The organism is Paenibacillus sp. VTT E-133291, from assembly GCF_002264395.1.
In the GTDB taxonomy this organism is placed as follows: Bacteria; Bacillota; Bacilli; order Paenibacillales; family Paenibacillaceae; genus Paenibacillus_AQ; species Paenibacillus_AQ nitricinens.
Map to the genome: position 1 here is coordinate 72,736 of NZ_NFVA01000001.1, position 18,628 is coordinate 91,363.

An 18,628-nucleotide genomic window follows, 5' to 3' on the forward strand; every position below is an offset into this window, starting at 1 on the left:
CTGCAAGTGGCGCAAACGCAACCTCAATCATATAGCCTTTACTCCATTGTTTTTCTATAATAAAGGTAATATTTAGCAAAGGAGAGTAATCCAATGTCTTTTAGCGAAAAATTGTTGCAACTTAGAAAAGAAAAAGGTTATTCCCAGGAAATGCTGGCTGAAAAGCTGTGCACGTCTAGACAGGCAGTCAGCAAGTGGGAAAACGGACAAGGGTTCCCTGAAACCGAAAAGCTGCTTAAGATTGGTAACTTATTCGATGTGTCCATCGATTATTTGCTAAAGGAGGGCGAGGTGAAGGGCGGTGTTGAAGAGCGTGGGTATTATGTCAGTCAAGAGATGGCGGAAGGGTATTTGATTCATCAGCAAAAGTCATCCAATCGCATTGCGACAGGCGTGTGCCTATTAATTATGGCTTTTTTGCCGTATTTCATGCTTAGAAAGGAACCCGTCATTTATTCCTTTCTTATTATCATTTTGTTGGCGGCAGGGGGTATTGTTATTCTTGTGTCCGCCATATTGAAGAACGACGAAAGGTACCATGTGCTGGATAAAGAGGCGCTGATGTTGGATCAAGGTTATGTGAAACAATTGACGGAACGTTTGAATAGATTAAAGAGTAGATATGTAACTATGAGCATTGTGGGTGCTGGTATGTTAGCGGTAGGCGGAATGGGCTTTTTGCTGGAGAAAAAGGGGATCTCTGAAGGCGTTTTAGTCCCTTATTATCCAATTTGCGTCATTTTGATCGCTATGGGCGCATATGTAATTATTCGAACATCTACACTGTGGTCCTCTTATAGTCTGCTGATCTATAATGAGAAACATGTTAATCAGAGAAATGACGGCTTCTGGAGAAAAATCAAAAAGAAGTTGGCCGAATAATAAGCTTGGTGATAAATATGCCTCGTCAGGGAAAATGCTGACGAGGTTTTATAATTTAATGGCTCCGCAATGTTGTCTCTATTGGTTCATGCTAACCAAGTTATTGAGCTGCCTGAAAGCATGAGAACTGTGCAAGAAGCCGCAGAAGCGATTGGCTTATACGAAAGATCGCTATTCAGTAGCGGCAATCGTCTCACCTTGTATTGGTTTCAATCCGTTCTCCCACCTAACAGGGATAGAATGAGAGGTGAACAAATTCACTCCGTCAGAGATTTGAAAATGCAAATGGGGCTCACTAGTGTTGCCTGAGTTACCTGTTAGCCCAATGACATCACCTTTTTTGACTTTATCGCCTGGCTTTACTGTAATCGATCCTTTCTTAAGATGGGCTAAATGGCTGTATTCGCCACCGTGATCGATGACCACGTTATTTCCGGTTGCCTGATTAGGGTTCATGACACCGACGGGTTCATTATCTTTAATATCATTCACTACCGACACAACTGTACCATCCGCTGGTGCAACAATATTTTTTCCAAAGGCATAATAGCTTTTGTTTTTCAGCGGGTCCCCTTTATAAGAATAGTGATCCTTGGCTTGGATGAAATCATAGGCGTAACGCTGGATCTCTACTTCATAATGATAATTTACGAGGACATTCTCTCCACCCCAAAATACATACCAGTCACCTTGGAAGGGCAATGCGTATTCATGCTTACTAAGCTTTGTATCGGTTTCAGGGGAGGATGTAAGCTCTTGAATCTGGATTAATGAAATGGTTCCATCCGGATCAAACATTCCGATAAGTCCCTTATTGCCTGCATCGCTCACCCATGTGCGACGATCAAATCCATTAAGCTGCATGTCAGAAGCTTGATTCAGTGACTGGATATCCTTAGTAAATTCCTTAGCAGTCTCAGCTAATTCCGTTTCACTTATCTCATCTTTCAAAGACTGGCTAAATTGAGCGTACATTTCTTTATAGTTCCCTTTAAGCAGTAACTTAGGAAGATCACCTGGCAGGAATACGGTTTCGTTTGATGTTACGGCTGAACTGGATGTTTGCTCCATTTTTGCATTATTAATATCCCCTTTTCCTCCTCCACATGCTGTTAATAGTAAGGTAAGTGATCCTATCGCCATGATTGTTTTTGCTGACACCCCAGGTTTATTTGTAATTTTCTTAGCGCTTTTATCTATGTTTATCGCCTCCCATAGTGAAATTGTAGCAACCCAGTCTTAGCGCTTCTGAAACTTTGTATGAATTCGCTCTTAACTTTTTTGGAAATCTACGAACACGAATTAAGCTTCCGTTAAGGAAAGTGCGATTGATCGCGAGAAAAATCATGCTATGATGATAAAAACATCGGTTATTTGGAAAGGGAATTACACAATGAATGAAGCTTCGATTTTACTTGTGGATGATGAGCAATCGCTTTTGGAGATTATGGAGACAGTGCTGCGCAAGGAAGGTTTTCTGAATATTGATACAGCGGTGACGGGTGAAGAGGCTTTGAGTGCCTGCGAAGCCCATAAATATGATTTGATTGTATTGGATGTGATGTTGCCAGGACGCAGCGGAATCGAAATCTGTCCATTTATCCGGCAGACGACGGACGCACCCATCCTATTTCTTACAGCTCGAACCTCTGATTTTGATAAGCTGACTGGATTTGCTATAGGTGGCGATGATTATATCACCAAACCCTTTAATCCACTTGAAGTGGTAGCTCGCATTAGAGCACAACTGCGGAGATATTTAAGCTCGCCCGCCCATTTCAGTGCTGAAAAGAAAGCAGAGACCGTTCACAATAAATCTGCGACCGTTTACGATTATGGGAGGTTTAAACTCGATGAGACAGCAGGAGAGCTACTCGTTGAGGGGGAGTCGGTCTCTTGTCCGGCACTTGTATTTCAACTGCTTTTGTTCTTATGTAAACATCCCAATCAAATCTTCAGCAAAAGCGAATTATATGAAAGGGTTTGGGGGGAAGAAGCGTTAAGTGACGATAACACGGTCATGGTGCATATTCACCGCATTAGAGAACGTATAGAAGCAGACCCGTCTGACCCGAAATTTATCGTTAATGTTAGAGGCCTTGGCTACAAGCTGGTTAAAGCGGAACGCCAAGGGTTGTCTATGCCATGAATATCAAACGCCGACTAACGTTAAAATTTGTACTTCAGCTTGCAATTACTGGCGTGGTGGTTCTCGCTATATCTGCTGTGACGCTAACTTGGATCTTGCTGCGGTTTCTTGATATCAGTCTGACGCGTGATTTTGCTAATGTGGGTCTAGAGCAATTGGTTGAATCTTCTAAGATTGATGAGAACGGTATTCAATTTTCCCCAAGCTTACTGGAGCAAGTGAAGAAAAATAAAGGCTGGCTTCAAAGTCTTAATGAAGATGGACAGGTTGAGAGTGCCTATAATACACCCAAAGATGTACCTACACAATATGGTCCTGGTGAAATAGTTTCTTACTGGATGGGGGCTCAGCCATTTCCTTATCAGCTCGCTTTATGGATTCAAGAAAAGAATGGTAAACAGTACACACTGGTATATGGTGCACCTAATGTATTAGATCCTTTATTAAAGAAAATAAAGGAAGATTCATCCGTCGATGCGAAAGAGTTGCCGGAAATTCCTGATGATCTAAAAAAAGAGATTAAATCTGCTCAAGCTTATGTCCAGCTTATAGATTCATCAGGCAAGGAATTACTTTCGTATAACAGACCTAATATGATTCCCACGGAGTATTCCGTTCAAGAGCTTGCGCTTAGAACCATGTACAGTGATCGATATGGCTACCATGTTCTATCTTCTTTTGATAAGGAGTCAGGTCGTACTTGGATCATCGGAGAGCCTAATATCAAGGGAGCAGATTCAGGAAAAACAATGCGGGTTCCAGAAGAGGTTAAGGTCGTGATCATCGGCTCGGTTGCTATGCTTATCGCTTTATTAATCGCGTTTATACTACTCTCGTTATGGCAAGCCCATCGTTTTGGTGCGCCAATGCTGCATATGCTCGTATGGCTCGATTCCATTGGAAATGCCATTTATACAGAACCAACGGATCGTAAAGGACTTCGTCGCAGTCGAACACCCATCGGTAAATGGAGGCGAAGATATCGTGTTTTTGCTGATGTGATGGATTCCATTGAGAAATTATCAGCAACCTTGAAGAGAGATCAAGTGTTGCGTGAGGAGACGGAAAGCTTACGAGAGGAATGGATCGCGGGTGTTACCCATGATTTGAAAACTCCATTATCCTCTATCACAGGATATGCTCATTTACTGGCCGAACCGTCATATGATTGGTCGAAAGAGGAAGTTCGTAAGTTTACAACAACGATGTTAGATAAATCGGCCCATATGGACATGTTGATCAGTGATCTTGCGATGACCTATCGTTTAAAGACAGGAATTAAACCACCGGAGACCATGGAAGTTGAATTGAACACTTGGATGCAACAAGCTCTAGAACAAGCTGCTGCTAATCCTGCCTATGGGAAACAGCGAATTGTATTTCTGCCTGCACAAACCGAAGTTAAAGCTCAATTGTACACACCTTGGCTGGAAAGAGTTGTCAACAATTTAACTGCGAATGCGTTGCTCCATAACCCGCCGGATACGAAGTTAACCGTCTCGCTTATTCATCATCAGACGGACAGCGGATTTATCATTCAATTTGCTGACGACGGCGATGGAATGGATGAAGAAACAATGATTCGGCTATTTGAGCGATATTATCGAGGAACAGATACAGCATCTACCTCCAACGGCTCTGGACTCGGTATGGCAATCTCCAAAGGATTGATCGAATGCATGGGTGGTCAGATTGCTGTAGAGAGTCATGTAGGTAAAGGAACGGTTATTAAGTTAATATGGAGCTGATCTCTCCATTCAAGCCCTCGCTGTATTCCAACCGGAAACCGCGAGGGTTATTTGTATTTATTAGGTTGAGATAAGTTCAGGAATATAAAGGAGTTGACATCCTTTTAAAATGTAACTACAATAGTTACAGGTTAGTGTTTATTAAGAGGAATCATATCATTCATATTTGAGGAGGAAATTTAAATGAAAATAGCTATAACAGGAGCAACAGGTCAATTCGGATCCTTAGTAATAGAATCTCTACTTAAAACTGTACCCGCTGGAGAACTTGTAGTTAGTGTTCGGAATCCAGATAAAGCAAGTGATCTTAAAACGCGTGGAGTGGAAGTCCGTCATGGTGACTTTGATCAGCCGGAGACGCTGGCTACAGCATTTGCCGGTGTGGATCGATTGTTAATAGTTTCTGCAGATGGGGATAACGAGACTCGGATTCGCCAACATAAAGCAGCTGTTGATGCAGCTGTTAAAGCCGGGGTTGGGTTTATTGCCTACACAAGCGTAGGAGATGCAGAGAAGAGCGAGCTGTTCCTTGCTGAAGTACATCGTGTAACTGAAGAAACCATTCGAGCTACAGGAATTCCTTTCAGTTTCCTTCGTAACAACTGGTATATGGAAAATGAGGTTGGATCGATTCAAGGTGCAGTAGCAGGTGCTCCATGGGTAACTTCTGCTGGGAGTGGTAAGGTTGGCTGGGCTGCACGAGGCGATTATGCAGAAGCTGCCGCAAATGTTCTGACAGGGGAAGGACATGAGAATACGGTCTATGAATTGTCTGGCAAGCCTTTAACACAAGATGAGTTGACAAAGATTATAGGTGACGTAATCGGTAAAGAAATCAAAGTGATGCAAGTTGATGACGAAGCTTATGTGAAAATTATGGCTGAGGTCGGTGTACCAGAAGCTGCACTGCCAATTGTTGTTGCGATTCAGCGTGGTATTCGTGAAGGATGGCTGGATATTGTAAGTGACGATCTGGAGAAAGTATTGAGTCGTCCTGTCACTCCGTTAGCGGATGTCATTCGTGATTTAGTAAATAGTCTGCAAGCTTAAATAATATATCAAGATTAAAGGCCTCTTCTTGGTGAATAACCAGAAGAGGCCTTTTTTGTGCATCGTTAATATCAATGATAAAGGTTTCGTGAAAATTCACTATTATAACGTGGCTTCTGTCAGATCTCATGTTAATGTAATAATGATATAATAGGAAACATATGTGAACTATTGGTGTTATGAGAATGATTGAATCGAAGAGAAGGGGTTGAATATTAATGAGAACAAAAATCTGGATGGCTTCTGGTGCAGTAGTTGTAGTTGTTTTAGGGGCAGTTTTATTTATGGGGGGAAACGATAATAAATCTCCTGCAGCAACCGATACAGCTAACGTTAAGCAATTGGTGCAGCAATATAGCTCAAGCAGCATGAAAGACCTCTCTGCTTCCATCACTTCAGAGCAGCTCATTGTGACCGACAGCAACAATAAATCAACCAAATATGACTTGCCCAAAGATGAGTTTTTTGTTTCCATCGCACCATATGTTAAGAATACACACCCGTGTGCAACACATAGCTTGACTGGATGCCAAGGGGAATTAACAGAACAAGCGTTTAATGTATATGTCGAGGACACTGAGGGCAACGTGATTGTGGATCAAACTATACAGTCTCAATCTAACGGCTTCATTGATCTTTGGTTACCTCGCGATAAGAAATATAATGTAACGATTGAACAGGATGGTGTAAAAGCGAAAGCCGCACTTTCCACTTTTAAGAGTGATAATACATGTGTAACGACCATGCTATTAGTAGAGAGTATCTAAACACCAGAGACAGCGAAGTCGCTACTTTCTCTAAAAATTCCATATCAGGCCTGCCGTTTATAATCCTTCCATTTCATGAAACCTTGATCTAATAGGTTCAATTTATGGGAGTTTTTTTTATGCTTCTGCAAGAATATATAGGTTTTCAGGTATAGTTTATTTATAGTTATTTTCCACGTCTTGGAAATGGTATAATCTGATGGATATCAAGATTCGAGCTTTTATAGGGAGTGCTATTATGCTTAGTTTTAAGAATACAACATTGGAATTATCTAATAGTGGGATTGATACAGTTGTTCTATCAGTAGGGGCAACGGAGCAATTTGGACCCAGTTTACCTATGCATTTGGATACGCTTATTGCAGAGTTATATGCAGATGCTTACGGGAGAGAATTAAATGCTTACGTGTTACCTACTTTACCGTTCAATACCTCTGAAGAACATGCGAATTTCAAAGGAACGGTTACAGTAAGTCCAATTATTTTAACAACCATGTTAGAAGAAATTATTTGTAATTTAATAAGACAAGGCTTTAGAAAGTTCTTGGTATGTACAGGACATGGTGGATCCTATTGGGAGGGAGCATTTGTTAAACAAATCAACTATAAGTACCCTCAGATTATTTTAATTACCGCAAATCATAATAATCATAATGCATGGGAAGAGGCCGTTGAAGCGGCAGGCTTAGAAAATTTAAATGAGATGCATGGAGGATTATTATCCGTTTGTACTGCTATGTGGCTCTGTCCTGAGTTGGTTAAGATCAATTCAATGGGCTCAGATATCCCTTCAGAAAACCGGATGTATGCAGATTATTTAGGATGGGAAAAGTTAACACAGGATGGTTGTTGGGGAAAGTTTGAAGAAGGAAATTATACTAACGAAGAACTAGCTGAAAAAGGTAAAGTATTTTGGAATACATTCATTCAAAAAAGAACTCAAGGCTTACGAGAAATCCTTGAAGAAGGGTATCGTCGAAAAACTCAAGGGTGATGCTCTATGATAAACTTAGTGGGTACTTCATTTTTGAGAGGAGATAGAGGAATGGATAAAGATCTGATCATTGGGGATGTCTTGCAGGAGTTAGCAGGTACGCGTCGTATGCTGGAGAAGCTGACGCAGGAGCATATGACATGGAAACCACACGAAAAGTCAATGAGTCTCGGTGGGCTATCCACACATCTCGTCAATCTGCTAAACTGGCAATCAGCCATTCTTCTTCACTCGGAGTTTGATTTAGCATCTGTATCATATCGTCGAGAAGCGCTGGAGAGCCCAGCCGCAGTTCTGCAAGAGTTCGACATGAGAGCTCACGAGATCGAAAAATTAATAGCTGATAGCAATGTAGAGACACTTGGTGAGGAGTGGACACTGCGTAATGGCACAGCGGTTATCCGCCGTCAGACACGGGCAGTCGCGCTTCGTACCATCGGATTGAATCACATGATTCACCACCGGGCACAGCTTGGGGTATATTTCCGGCTTCTAAATATCCCAGTTCCGGGCCTTTACGGCCCCTCGGCAGATGAATTAGCGAACGCCTAACGAATGAATTTCTTAATGCGTTAAGGATCGGAAAGTTGAAAAAAACAAATCGGCATGATAACATGGATACAAATTAATGATCGGAGTTGAAAAGTATAGTGTAGTAATTATTCTTGCGACACATGATGAATAAAACAACAAAAACGGTTTATTTCGTTTGTTTTATTTTTTGTATGCAAGAAAGTTACTACTTCTTTTCACTCGAACAATATATCCTTATCTAACTCCATTAGGGGCTAGATTTGCTGTATTTATTTGAGTCACAAGAAAGTAACTTTCTTGTGGCTTTTATTTTTTTATACAGGAGGATACTTATATGTCATTAATAAATGTTACCAATCTAACCTTTGCCTATGAAGGCAGCTACGATAACATCTTTGAGAATGTTAACTTTCAAATCGATACGGATTGGAAATTAGGATTTACCGGAAGAAACGGTAGAGGAAAGACCACCTTTTTGAGTTTATTACTAGGAAAATATGAATACAGCGGAAATATCTCTGCGCATGTCAGTTTTGAATATTTCCCTTTCCAAGTGGATAACAAGGAGCTTAATACCCTGGATGTGATCAGTGAGATTTTTCCGGATTATGTTCATTGGAAATTACTGCGTGAGCTTTCATTGTTAAAGGTGTCTGAAGATGTGTTATATCGGCCCTTTGACTCATTGTCTAACGGAGAGCAGACGAAAGTGCTGTTAGCCACTCTCTTCATTAAAGAAAATAGCTTCCTGTTGATCGATGAACCTACCAATCATTTAGATATGACGGCTAGAAAACTGGTCAGTGATTATCTCAATACGAAAAGTGGATATATTCTGGTCTCTCACGACAGATCTTTTCTTGATAATTGTGTAGACCATATTTTATCCATAAATAAGACTAATATTGAGATCCAAAAAGGAAATTTTTCAAGCTGGTGGGATAATAAAGTCAGACAAGATAACTTTGAGCTAGCAGAGGACGAGAAACTCAGAAGAGATATTAAACGCTTGTCTGCTTCTTCTAAACGGACAGGCAACTGGTCACATGAAGTGGAAAAAACAAAAAACGGAACGAGAAATTCCGGCTCAAAGGTAGATAAAGGCTACATTGGACACAAGGCCGCTAAAATGATGAAACGCTCTAAAGCCATTGAGCAAAGACAAAATTCTGCGATCAATGAAAAGTCTAAGCTTCTTAAAAATATCGAAAATTATGAGAATTTAGAGATTACACAGCTTGCCTATCATAAACGTCAACTTGCTGAGCTAGACCATATTTCGATTTTTTATGGTGGAAAAAGGGTATGTTCAGATGTAAGCTTCACTATCGAGCAGGGTGAGCGGATTGCGCTTTCGGGTAAAAACGGCTCAGGAAAATCAAGTATCATCAAATTGATGTGTGACGAGGATATAGATTTCACAGGCACTCTCATAAAGGATAATCAGCTTACCATTTCTTACGTATCCCAAGACACTTCTAATCTTCAGGGGAATTTAACGGATTATGCCAGAGAGAATGGAATCGATGAAAGTCTGTTTAAATCTATTCTACGAAAGCTTGATTTTTCTAGAATCCAATTTGATAAAGACATATCCACTTACAGCGGTGGTCAAAAGAAAAAAGTACTGATTGCCAAAAGTCTTAGTGAGAAAGCTCATTTGTACATTTGGGATGAACCGCTTAATTTTATTGATGTCATTTCACGGATGCAAATTGAAGAACTGTTGCTTGAATACACGCCGACTCTTGTTTTTGTGGAGCATGATCGGGAATTTTGCAACAATGTTGCTACGAAGATCGTTGAACTTTAATACAAATGAAGAAATGAAGGGGAAGTCGACAGAGTTTATCTGTCGGCTTTTTTGTATTATTTTACAAACGCTGCGCATTTAAAAAAGCAAGTTAATATCCCCCTATAAAAGTTATGGATTACCTCCGTGCAATCCTAACTCGTGTCGAGTACTATGAAACTAAAGACTATAATTTCCAAAAGAAATTGTTGTACATCCAAGTGAGTCAGGAGGGAGATCAGATGCTTAGTGTACTTATAGTGGATGATGAATATGAGATTCGTGAAGGATTACGGAATCGCTTTCATTGGGAGAATTACAATATTACAGAGGTTCTTGTTGCGGATGATGGTGATGTGGCTTTACGTACGGCACTTGAGATCAGGCCCGCTCTGATTATTACAGATATCAAGATGAACCGCATGTCTGGTCTGGAATTCCTTAGCGCCTTATCTGCCGAAGAGGAGTATAAGCCTGAGAAGATTATTGTAAGTGGTTATGATGATTTTGAACTGGTCAAGCAGGCCATGAAAATAGGGGTATGCGATTATATTTTGAAACCAATTAATTTGGATGAACTAGGTAAAATGGTAGATAAATCGATAGAGAACATCAATAAAAAGGAGATGGATCATCGGAACCGGCAAATGCTTAAGAATCAGGCGGTCTTCGCCATCTCTACAATGCGCGAGGAATTATTAAAGGAAATGATTGAGCAGGTTTATGACCCTAATCTTGAAATGCGTAGATACCACCGTCTTCAAACATTGGAGCTTGAATGGATGCTAAAGGAGCCCACGATGTTGATTGTCGTTGAGGCTGATAATTTAAAAGCGATAGAGAATAAAAATCCGCATGAGAAGGAACTGATTCTATTCGGGATTAGTAATGTGTTACATCAGACGCTTGAAGAGGAATACGCCCATCCTTCTGCTCTCTATAAGGACCGTTATAACCGCTGGATTATTGTGCTGGGGACCCTTTCGCAGGAGCATTCGGATATCGCACAGGGCATGGCACAGCTCTTCATTCAAAGAATCAATGATTTTGTCAAAATCACTGCTAGTGCAGGAATGCTGACTAAACCGGGCAATACAAGAAACTTGCACCATATGTATATTGAGGCTGTAAGTGTAATGGAGCAAAAGGCGGTTTATGGGGGTAACAGATTATTCACTGAGCAAGGACTATTTTACGACGGTGAGAGTGATAACTTGTCACTTCAGAACCCGGAAGAAATGCTTGATTTGGTTCGATATGGTTCGGATGATGATATAACAAAAGCGATGGATAACTTCATAGAGATGATACAGTCTTGGCATCTTACACAACTAAGGGATATCCAGCAGAAAATTTTTGAATGGCTGTTCGAAGTGTTCCGGCGGGGAGCGGAGGGAACCGTTCTTAAGAGTTGGAAAAATAATCCTATCGCAGTTTGGGAGCTGTTGGAGCAATACGATACTCTGCAGGCGCTTCGTGAACAAACAGAGATCTTTCTGCATGAGATTGCTGCCGACTTTCGAAAGCTTTCGCATACACCCAGCCAAATTGTTAGCGAAGCTGAGAAGATTTTACACCGTGATTATGCTGAAAGCCTAACGCTGCAAATTGTAGCTTCTGCGGTTCACGTAACTCCGGTTTGGCTTAGTAAGTTATTTAAGAAAGAACTGCATATGACCTTTCTCGAATACTTAACAGATATTCGTATTAAAAAGGCAAAAGAAATGCTATACGATGTGCAGTTTAAAATTTATCAAATTTCCTATCAGGTCGGCTACAAAGACCCGGTGCATTTCTCAAAGCTTTTCAAGAAACAGGTAGGCTGCACACCTAAGGATTTCAGAAGACAGCTTGGAATTGCTGAAGAATAAAGAATCCAGGCGACTCGGTTCAGTAGAATCGGGTTGCCTGGATATTTACGAGTGTTAAGACTTAAGAATTCGTGATCCCTATGGTTACAATCCCTGCCTTACTTACCGGAAGTGGTTGTGACTGAACGACGGATGTTTTCTCCTCCAGAATGTTGCTGAGGTACAGATTGGCATTCACATGGGAATGAATACTTAGATCGGAGGGTGTGTCAGCGAGATTGTACCAGCGTGCCATTAGATCTCCATTATCTTCATTGATTTTTAAGCTGGAAAAAGCTATTTCTTTACCTTCCCATGCAAGAAAACTGTGCACAGGAGGAAGTGTTCCTTCATGAATCCCTGTCTGAGCAGTAGCGACGGGAACAGCAAAACGGTAGGCTTCACGGTAGGCCGCGAAGCGGTTGTCACCTCCGCTATGCGGGATAAGGCTCCACTCTGCTACATTAACGCCAAGGCACTGAGCGTCAGGAGTATGGAAGACGCCCCAGTCGCCAAGCTCTCCTATCGAACGAAGGAGTGTTAGGGCAATAGTACCTTCTTCATCCTGCAACACTTCATACTCGTTCAGACCTTTACCAGATGCAGTCAAGCCGCGTTCATTAGCATGTACATCCACAAACGACTGCATATGCTGGCAGTTGCTTGGGTTCTCCCATTCAGGTGCAGGTACAGTCTTGCGCTCGGCGACTTCAAAGACAGAATCGGCATAATGGTGCGCTGCCTTAACCCCAGATGGTAGCAGAACACGGAGACGATGATCCTTTGCAGTATTGTCGATACGAGTATGCACTTGCAAGGAATGACCTTCACGCTCCAGACTGATGCAGGTCACAATATTCAGAGTGACAAGCTGCTGTGACCGGACTGACTTCCGCTGCCGGAACTCAACCATGGTTTCTACTTCCTGCTGAAGCTGTTCATCGGCTGAGACCGGAACTTCTAGGGTATGTCTGATTTCAAAAGCAGCTCTGTAAGGGGTATTCTCCGATAGGTGAATCTCCGCAGGGATGTCGCGTGTAGTTATGGCCACATCACCTTCGGGTTGTTTGAAAATGTATTCATTACCTATGTCACCGACATCCTCGTATACACCCAGACCGCTGTATAGCTGTTCACTGGTTTTATCGAACATAGAGAAGCTTCCATCTTCTGCCACGCGGATTCGAAGATATTCATTCTCTATAGTGAAGTCTTCGGTGATCATAGTACCTGATAAAGTCTTTGGTATCGCTGAATTCTTTGTGGGAATCCAAGAAAAAGTTGCCAGTCCAAGGGCAGGAAGCGATTTTGTCTCAAAGGTTAGCCGTAATGCACGGGCCATATAAGGCTGTCTGAATTTATCTTTTGGCAGCTCGTAACCGAAGCGTACTCCCAGATCTTCAACAGTGCAGTCTAATCGATCACCTTGGGAGTTGACCAGGTAGCCCTCGCCATGCGTTCTGTCCCTGACTTGCTTGAATATGGCACTTGGGTCTTCACTTTGATTGAAGAAACGGTGAGACCACTCAATTTCCAAGGTCACTACACTGCTGCTAGAATAGCCGCTAGTATTATAAACTACGAACGGAATGGCGTCTTCTCCAAATGATGCGAAGATAGAGGTGTCGACCTTAGCACTAATGAATCTGGTGCTGTCAGTTATGAGAGCTGAACCGACCTCCATGCTTTTTGCAAACCGAGTCTTCATCTCATGGTAGACCTCATCTACGCTGCAGCCGCAAATGCTGTCATGCGGATGGTTCTGCATGAGAGTCTTCCAGGCATATTGCAGTAGACCATGGGGATAAGGTTTGCCTAATCCGTGTGCGAGTGCGGCTAGTGGCTCAGCTATTTTTTCAAGCAACGTCTGGTTCTGTTGGTTAAGCTGCTTGATGTATATCCTCGCTGAAGCAGTATTCACTAGGGAGTACCAGCCATCTGTATGTTGCCCGCGAAGCTCTCCTGTAGTTAGGGTTAAGTCATCGGGAAGTTCCTCTTTAATGGCTTTTACATAATCATCATAATTAGAATGAATGAATTCGCAGTCTGGATATAAATCACGCGCAACCCGTAAAGCTTCAGAAAGATCGGTTTGGATGGGCTGGTGATCACAGCCGTTCATGAGCAGTAAGTGCCGGGTGGAGGCGTATTGTCTGGCACGTGCAAGACGATGATTCCAGTAGCTTTTAGCTGTGTCAGGATCTACAGGAATTTCCATGCCGTTGTTGTACCAATTCGCAAAGAGAATACCAAGCACTTTGGAGCCATCAGGGGATTGCCAGATCAGTTCAGAGTAAGGAGATTCTTGGTCAGAGGTTTCTTCCACACGATTGTTGAAACCCGTGGCTTTTACCCCTCTGCCGAAGACGGCCGTATCGATACCAGCTTGCTGAAGAATCTGCGCAGCTTGACCCATATTGCCAAAAGAATCGGGGAAGTAGCCGATCTTAGAGATGGGACCGAATGTCCTTGCATCACGATGTCCGATTTGCAGGTTGCGAACATTCGCTTCACCGCTCGTTAGGAATTCGTCTTGAAGAATGTACCATGGCCCGAGGGAGAGCTTGCCATCATCGCACAGTTTTTGGATCATTTCACGCTTCTCCGGATAAACCTGCAAATAATCCTCCACTACAATGGTTTGTCCATCTAAATAGAAGCTTTTAAAATCCGGGTCGGATTCAAATGTGTCGATCAAGGAATCTATAGTTTCAATAAGCTTAACGTGATGGGCTTCATAGGGCATATACCATTCCCTATCCCAGTGAGTGTGAGAAATGACATGTACAACGGTTTTGCTAGCTCCAGTCAATACGTTTCCTCTTTTCCATTAGATGATGAACGCTACAGCCTAATTATAGTAAATGCATTTTTTACCACAATGAGTGAATTGCAAATTTTCGCGGGGATTATTGTCGATATGCCTGGAAGGAGGAAATGTTATGAATCGGTTCACTCTGCGTTTGGGCGCATCGTTAAGGAACCGTATAATATTGGTATTTTTAATGATCATTATTGTGCCGTTTCTTATTTTCGCTTACTTTGCACATATCAAGTCTATTGAGGGTATCACAAACACGAATACGAAGATTTCACTGAGCTATCTCCAGCAAGCAACCAAAAATTTTGAGATTTATCTGAATACACTTAATGACCAGGTCAATACTCTAATCGGCAACAAACGAGTACAAGATCTACTGATTGCTCCACCAGCTAATCCTGCTGAAGAAGAGGACTTCACTGTTAATCTGCTTACTGTACTCTATCAGGCTACTCCACAAATCGATGCCTTCCGAGTGCGGGTCTATCCGATAAATCCTTCGCTTTATCCTTCTTATATGAATACATTGGGAGAAGCGGCGAATATTACGTCAGAGGAATGGTTTAAACGGTCACAAGGAACTGTAGGTCCAATGTGGGAATTATTTATGCCACAGCAAGGCAAATATGGTCGTCCTTTATTAGGGTATATCAAGCGCTTTACAGGTCTCTTTGATCGGAAGCCCAGAGGTATGGTCGTGACAGAAATTTCAGAGGATCATTTGAAGCGTTATTTCTCACCCACCGAGCAATTGAAAAATCAGAAGCTGCTGCTGATGAATCGGGATGGCACCATTTATTATGACTCCTCCTCCAATGAATGGGCAGGCAACCAATTCCCTTCGAATTCATTCGTCTCCCATCTTCAACAGAACTCGCAGGGCTCACAGACGCTTAAGATTGACGGGCACAAGTATCTTACTACTTATGTCAGCTTGGACAGTGAGCCTTGGGCGATTGTCAGTCTGACGTTATTGAAAGAACTGTCTGGATCAAGTGACGAAATGACTCGTTTGCTGATCATCTTCTTGATTATTTATCTCATCTGCTGTTTTGCCGTTGTCTTCTACATTACAGTGTATTTCACTCAACCTATCGCACGTCTGGTAAGGCTGATGCGGAGAATGGAGGAGGGGAATTTCCAAACAGAAGCGTTAACTTCGCCAAGAAGAGATGAAGTAGGCTGGTTATATCGAGGGGTTGGCAGCCTTGTTCAACGAATTGATGTATTGATCCAAGAAGCTTGGCGTTCCGAGCGAAAGAAAAAGGCACTGGAGTTTCAGGTTCTGAGCCATCAGATCAACCCACATTTTCTCTATAATACACTTGAATCAATTCGCTGGAAGGCAGAGAACCACGGGCGCAGCGATATTAGTGAAATGGTATCTGCACTTGGGAATCTCCTGCGGTTGAGTTTGAATCAAGGGAAGGAGATCACTACACTGCGGCGTGAGATAGAGCAAGTGAAAGCTTATGTGCTCATCGAGCAGGGCCGTATGGGCAAAACGATCCGTATATTATATTCCTTAGATGAAGATTTGCTAGATTTTCCATTCCTTCGCTTGCTGCTACAACCACTTGTAGAGAATGCGATCCAACATAGTGTGCGGAGTGACTTTGAGAAGGGGAAGATCATTGTGTCTGCTAGGCGTGAAGAGGAAGATATGATCATCGAGATTGCAGATAACGGAAAGGGCATTCCACAGAGTATCATTGATGAATTGGATCATGATGATGCGGAGGAGGAAATGTATACAACAACTCGTCGAGGTGTAGGGTTAAGAAATGTGAATGACCGTTTGAAGCTGTATTTTGGGTCTGAGTATAAGCTCCAGATTCAGATCGGTACAGAAGGGGGAACCCGTATTTTGTTGCGCCATCCCATGAAGGTAGGCGAAGAACTGTCCAAAACAGATGATACCCATTAATCGAGTAGCTAGACCTATTAAATCGTTAAAATCTTATAAAGTAGCGATTCTCCCTTCTCGGAGAATCGCTACTTTTATTTTTAGACTGTTGATCACGTATCTCGGTGATCAGGATAAAAATGAATCAACAAAGTGCAAGATTGACTCATAGTAAGTGCATATCCACTCTTTTACAATTAAATTATCCAAACAGCGAAAGGGAAATCGATATGAAACTAAACGGAGTGTTCAAGGAACTGTACAAAAATCGCACCTTGCTGCTCATGTTCTTACCCGTCGGGGTACTGTTCTTGCTCTTTAACTATCTACCGCTGGCTGGTCTTGTAATCGCCTTCAAAAATTTTGATTTCTCCAAAGGAATTTTCGGAAGTGAATGGATGGACCCGCTATTCAGCAACTTTGACTATGTATTCTCTTCTCCGGTGGCTTTTCGAGCCATTCGAAACACGATTCTCCTGAATGCTCTTTTCATAGTAGTAGGGCTCGTATTTGAAGTAGGGTTTGCACTACTGCTGAATGAAATGCGCAATAAGTATTTCAAAAGAATTACGCAATCCTTAACCTTTTTACCTTTCTTTATCTCATGGATTGTCGTAGGTGTATTCGCTTATAATCTGATGAATTATGAGACTGGAGCAATTAATCGCTTCCTGGAGTACCTACATCTACAACCGATTGACTTCTATAGTCGGGATGAATTATGGCCGGCGATCTTAACCATTGCTGCCCGCTGGAAAATCACTGGTTATGGCACAATTATCTATTTGGCCGCGCTAACCTCTATTGACAGTTCCTATTATGAAGCTGCTTCCATTGATGGAGCGTCGAGATGGCAGCAAATTAGATACATTAGTATTCCGATGCTGCGACCAACAATTATTATCCTGACATTACTGGCGGTTGGAAGAATTATGAATGCAGATTTCGGGATGTTCTATGCCATGGTAGGAGACGCTTCGCTGCTCTTCCCAACCACAGATGTTATTGACACCTTCGTCTATCGGAGCTTACGGAAATCGGGTGATATTGGAATGGCTTCCGCTGCGGGCTTCCTACAGTCCTTTGTTGCTTTCTTCTTAGTACTTAGCAGTAACTATGCCGCACGGAAGATCGACAAAGACTCAGCGATATTCTAAAGGTCAGTTGTCCCGAAGTATAGACAGATTCAATTCTAAGGAGGTCATCCGACACAATGTTAGCAAGAAAATTTTCTCTCAGCCAGTTTTTAATTGCTCTGGTAATCGGTCTATTCAGTCTGGCCTGCCTGTTTCCGTTCCTCATGGTCATCGCAGGCTCACTGAGCACAGAAAAAGATATTATGCAGTACGGCTATTCTATTTGGCCCAAGACGATAACGTTTGATTCCTATCGTATTTTGCTTCTTGGCTCCAATCGGATTTTTGAGGCGTACGGAGTCAGCACATTCGTCACTGTTGTCGGAACTGCTTTGTCACTCTTCTTGACTAGCATGGGTGCTTACGTAATGGCAAGACGTTCTTTTAAATATAGGAATATTCTATCCATCTTTGTCATCATCACCATGCTCTTCAGTGGGGGGTTAGTGCCTTGGTATATCGTCATTGTCAGATATCTGCATTTGAAAGATACGATATGGGCACTTATTCTTCCTTCGCTGGGCAATGCCTTCAACATGTTTCTTATTCGAAACTTTATGCTCTCCATTCCTGAGGATTTGCATGAATCGGCAAAAATGGACGGTGCGGGTGAATTCAGAATCTATTCTAGACTGATCATGCCACTTGCTCTACCGGTTCTAGCGACCGTTGGGCTGTTCGTAGCTCTCGGATATTGGAACGACTGGTTCCTCGGGTTAATGTTCGTAGATAAACAGGAACTTCAGCCACTACAATTGCTGCTACGCACACTGATCTCCAATGTCGATTTCTTGAAGAACTCCGGAAATGCGGCTGCGATGCAGCGAATTTCTGCTCAGATTCCTTCCGAGTCTATCAAAATGGCGCTGACGGTCATAACTATCGGACCTATCATTTTCTTGTATCCATTTCTGCAGCGTTATTTTGTTAAAGGACTTATGGTTGGAGCAGTTAAAGGTTAACTATGTCGACGAATGTCGTATAGTATAAATTAAAGGT

The 18,628-nt window shown here is 42.2% G+C and carries 14 protein-coding genes; 12 read left to right on the forward strand and 2 right to left on the reverse strand.

Translation table 11 applies throughout. From position 1 onward, the window contains the following. Positions 1-93: 93 nt before the first annotated feature. Positions 94-882, forward strand: a complete 789-nt coding sequence (locus tag CA598_RS00340) for a helix-turn-helix domain-containing protein (protein ID WP_094874898.1) — start codon at positions 94-96, stop codon at positions 880-882. Positions 883-1,053: 171 nt separating this feature from the next. On the opposite strand, the gene CA598_RS00345 is transcribed toward CA598_RS00340, so the two are convergent. Then, complete coding sequence (locus CA598_RS00345) at positions 1,054-2,025, reverse strand: M23 family metallopeptidase (protein WP_094874899.1); 972 nt, start codon at positions 2,023-2,025, stop codon at positions 1,054-1,056. A gap of 250 nt (positions 2,026-2,275) precedes the next feature. On the opposite strand from CA598_RS00345, the gene CA598_RS00350 reads away from it, so the two are divergent. The 8 genes from CA598_RS00350 (at position 2,276) to CA598_RS00385 (ending at position 11,787) form a co-directional block, all read left to right on the forward strand. Next, positions 2,276-3,031 carry a response regulator transcription factor gene (locus tag CA598_RS00350; RefSeq protein ID WP_094874900.1) on the forward strand — a complete coding sequence of 252 codons (756 nt, stop codon included), beginning with the start codon at positions 2,276-2,278 and terminating at the stop codon, positions 3,029-3,031. Further along, positions 3,028-4,779 (forward strand): sensor histidine kinase, encoded by a 1,752-nt coding sequence (locus tag CA598_RS00355; RefSeq protein WP_094874901.1) that lies wholly within the window; start codon positions 3,028-3,030, stop codon positions 4,777-4,779. Before CA598_RS00350 ends, CA598_RS00355 begins: the two co-directional genes overlap by 4 nt. Before the next feature lie 183 nt (positions 4,780-4,962). Beyond that, a complete protein-coding gene (locus tag CA598_RS00360) occupies positions 4,963-5,829 on the forward strand; it encodes an SDR family oxidoreductase (RefSeq protein WP_094874902.1) in 867 nt (288 codons plus the stop codon). A 218-nt stretch (positions 5,830-6,047) separates the two neighbouring features. Beyond that, positions 6,048-6,596 (forward strand): CueP family metal-binding protein, encoded by a 549-nt coding sequence (locus tag CA598_RS00365; protein WP_094874903.1) that lies wholly within the window; start codon positions 6,048-6,050, stop codon positions 6,594-6,596. Positions 6,597-6,834: 238 nt separating this feature from the next. Beyond that, entirely contained in the window at positions 6,835-7,590 is a 756-nt protein-coding gene (locus CA598_RS00370) for a creatininase family protein (RefSeq protein ID WP_094874904.1), read from the forward strand. A gap of 51 nt (positions 7,591-7,641) precedes the next feature. Beyond that, a complete protein-coding gene (locus CA598_RS00375) occupies positions 7,642-8,142 on the forward strand; it encodes a DinB family protein (protein WP_094868714.1) in 501 nt (166 codons plus the stop codon). A gap of 316 nt (positions 8,143-8,458) precedes the next feature. After that, positions 8,459-9,937 (forward strand): Lsa family ABC-F type ribosomal protection protein, encoded by a 1,479-nt coding sequence (locus tag CA598_RS00380; protein WP_094874905.1) that lies wholly within the window; start codon positions 8,459-8,461, stop codon positions 9,935-9,937. 221 nt (positions 9,938-10,158) lie between these two features. After that, positions 10,159-11,787: a response regulator transcription factor gene (locus CA598_RS00385; RefSeq protein ID WP_094874906.1), complete on the forward strand. Its 1,629-nt coding sequence runs from the start codon at positions 10,159-10,161 to the stop codon at positions 11,785-11,787. 61 nt (positions 11,788-11,848) lie between these two features. Here the strand turns inward: CA598_RS00385 and CA598_RS00390 are convergent, their stop codons facing one another. Further along, entirely contained in the window at positions 11,849-14,578 is a 2,730-nt protein-coding gene (locus CA598_RS00390; protein WP_256990286.1) for an alpha-mannosidase, read from the reverse strand. A 130-nt stretch (positions 14,579-14,708) separates the two neighbouring features. Between CA598_RS00390 and CA598_RS00395 the strand changes: the two genes are divergently transcribed. From CA598_RS00395 to CA598_RS00405, 3 genes are all read left to right on the forward strand, one after another. After that, on the forward strand, positions 14,709-16,514 hold the full coding sequence (locus tag CA598_RS00395) for a cache domain-containing sensor histidine kinase (RefSeq protein WP_094874907.1): 1,806 nt from the start codon (positions 14,709-14,711) through the stop codon (positions 16,512-16,514). A gap of 209 nt (positions 16,515-16,723) precedes the next feature. Continuing rightward, positions 16,724-17,650, forward strand: a complete 927-nt coding sequence (locus CA598_RS00400) for an ABC transporter permease (protein WP_094874908.1) — start codon at positions 16,724-16,726, stop codon at positions 17,648-17,650. A gap of 56 nt (positions 17,651-17,706) precedes the next feature. After that, the gene (locus CA598_RS00405; protein WP_094868719.1) at positions 17,707-18,591 is read left to right on the forward strand and encodes a carbohydrate ABC transporter permease; all 885 of its coding nucleotides are present in this window, start codon (positions 17,707-17,709) and stop codon (positions 18,589-18,591) included. The last annotated feature ends 37 nt before the right edge of the window (positions 18,592-18,628 follow it).

Excerpts from the sequence above, each read along its gene's own strand:
- CA598_RS00380 (WP_094874905.1), top strand. The coding sequence starts at position 8,459 with ATGTCATTAATAAATGTTACCAATCTAACCTTTGCCTATGAAGGCAGC.
- CA598_RS00400 (WP_094874908.1), top strand. The coding sequence starts at position 16,724 with ATGAAACTAAACGGAGTGTTCAAGGAACTGTACAAAAATCGCACCTTG.
- CA598_RS00365 (WP_094874903.1), top strand. The coding sequence starts at position 6,048 with ATGAGAACAAAAATCTGGATGGCTTCTGGTGCAGTAGTTGTAGTTGTT.
- CA598_RS00370 (WP_094874904.1), top strand. The coding sequence starts at position 6,835 with ATGCTTAGTTTTAAGAATACAACATTGGAATTATCTAATAGTGGGATT.
- CA598_RS00360 (WP_094874902.1), top strand. The coding sequence starts at position 4,963 with ATGAAAATAGCTATAACAGGAGCAACAGGTCAATTCGGATCCTTAGTA.
- CA598_RS00355 (WP_094874901.1), top strand. The coding sequence starts at position 3,028 with ATGAATATCAAACGCCGACTAACGTTAAAATTTGTACTTCAGCTTGCA.
- CA598_RS00350 (WP_094874900.1), top strand. The coding sequence starts at position 2,276 with ATGAATGAAGCTTCGATTTTACTTGTGGATGATGAGCAATCGCTTTTG.
- CA598_RS00375 (WP_094868714.1), top strand. The coding sequence starts at position 7,642 with ATGGATAAAGATCTGATCATTGGGGATGTCTTGCAGGAGTTAGCAGGT.
- CA598_RS00340 (WP_094874898.1), top strand. The coding sequence starts at position 94 with ATGTCTTTTAGCGAAAAATTGTTGCAACTTAGAAAAGAAAAAGGTTAT.
- CA598_RS00395 (WP_094874907.1), top strand. The coding sequence starts at position 14,709 with ATGAATCGGTTCACTCTGCGTTTGGGCGCATCGTTAAGGAACCGTATA.
- CA598_RS00345 (WP_094874899.1), bottom strand. The coding sequence starts at position 2,025 with ATGGCGATAGGATCACTTACCTTACTATTAACAGCATGTGGAGGAGGA.
- CA598_RS00405 (WP_094868719.1), top strand. The coding sequence starts at position 17,707 with ATGTTAGCAAGAAAATTTTCTCTCAGCCAGTTTTTAATTGCTCTGGTA.
- CA598_RS00385 (WP_094874906.1), top strand. The coding sequence starts at position 10,159 with ATGCTTAGTGTACTTATAGTGGATGATGAATATGAGATTCGTGAAGGA.